Below are 389 nucleotides of genomic sequence, written 5' to 3'. Positions count from 1 at the left end.
CGAATATTCCTTTTATTTCACGCAGAAGATGAGCGTGCATAATATTGTGCAATAGAATGTATTTTAAAGCTAGCAATATTTTGTCTACGATGCATCTAAATTAACCGAAAATAATATGAAATTTTATGAAAAATAATATCTGATAGATCAATCAATAATATTAATAAAAGTGAAGGCTTCTGTTGCCAGGTGCCTTCGAACCCCGCTTAAACCTGCGACGGTTTAAGGCTTAATTTGTAGCCTTCGCACTGCTTAAGCAGCGTGACGTGCTTCCCCATAGGTGTCGCTTGCAACTACTAATTTAGTCTGATGCCGCTGGTACAATCTCGAGTATAAGAGCAATCTTTACATCCTTGTCGATCCTATTGCGCCCCCACCCAAGCATAAGC

1 other RNA gene is annotated in these 389 nt (G+C 39.1%); it reads right to left on the bottom strand.

Annotated features, from left to right (window positions below):
* Positions 1-168 precede the first annotated feature (168 nt).
* Positions 169-389: a transfer-messenger RNA gene (gene ssrA, locus J7R05_RS08925) on the bottom strand; the annotation flags it as partial.

It is taken from the genome of Bartonella capreoli (genome assembly GCF_902813205.1).
GTDB lineage: Bacteria > Pseudomonadota > Alphaproteobacteria > Rhizobiales > Rhizobiaceae > Bartonella > Bartonella schoenbuchensis.
This window is presented reverse-complemented; position numbering and strand designations above follow the sequence as displayed.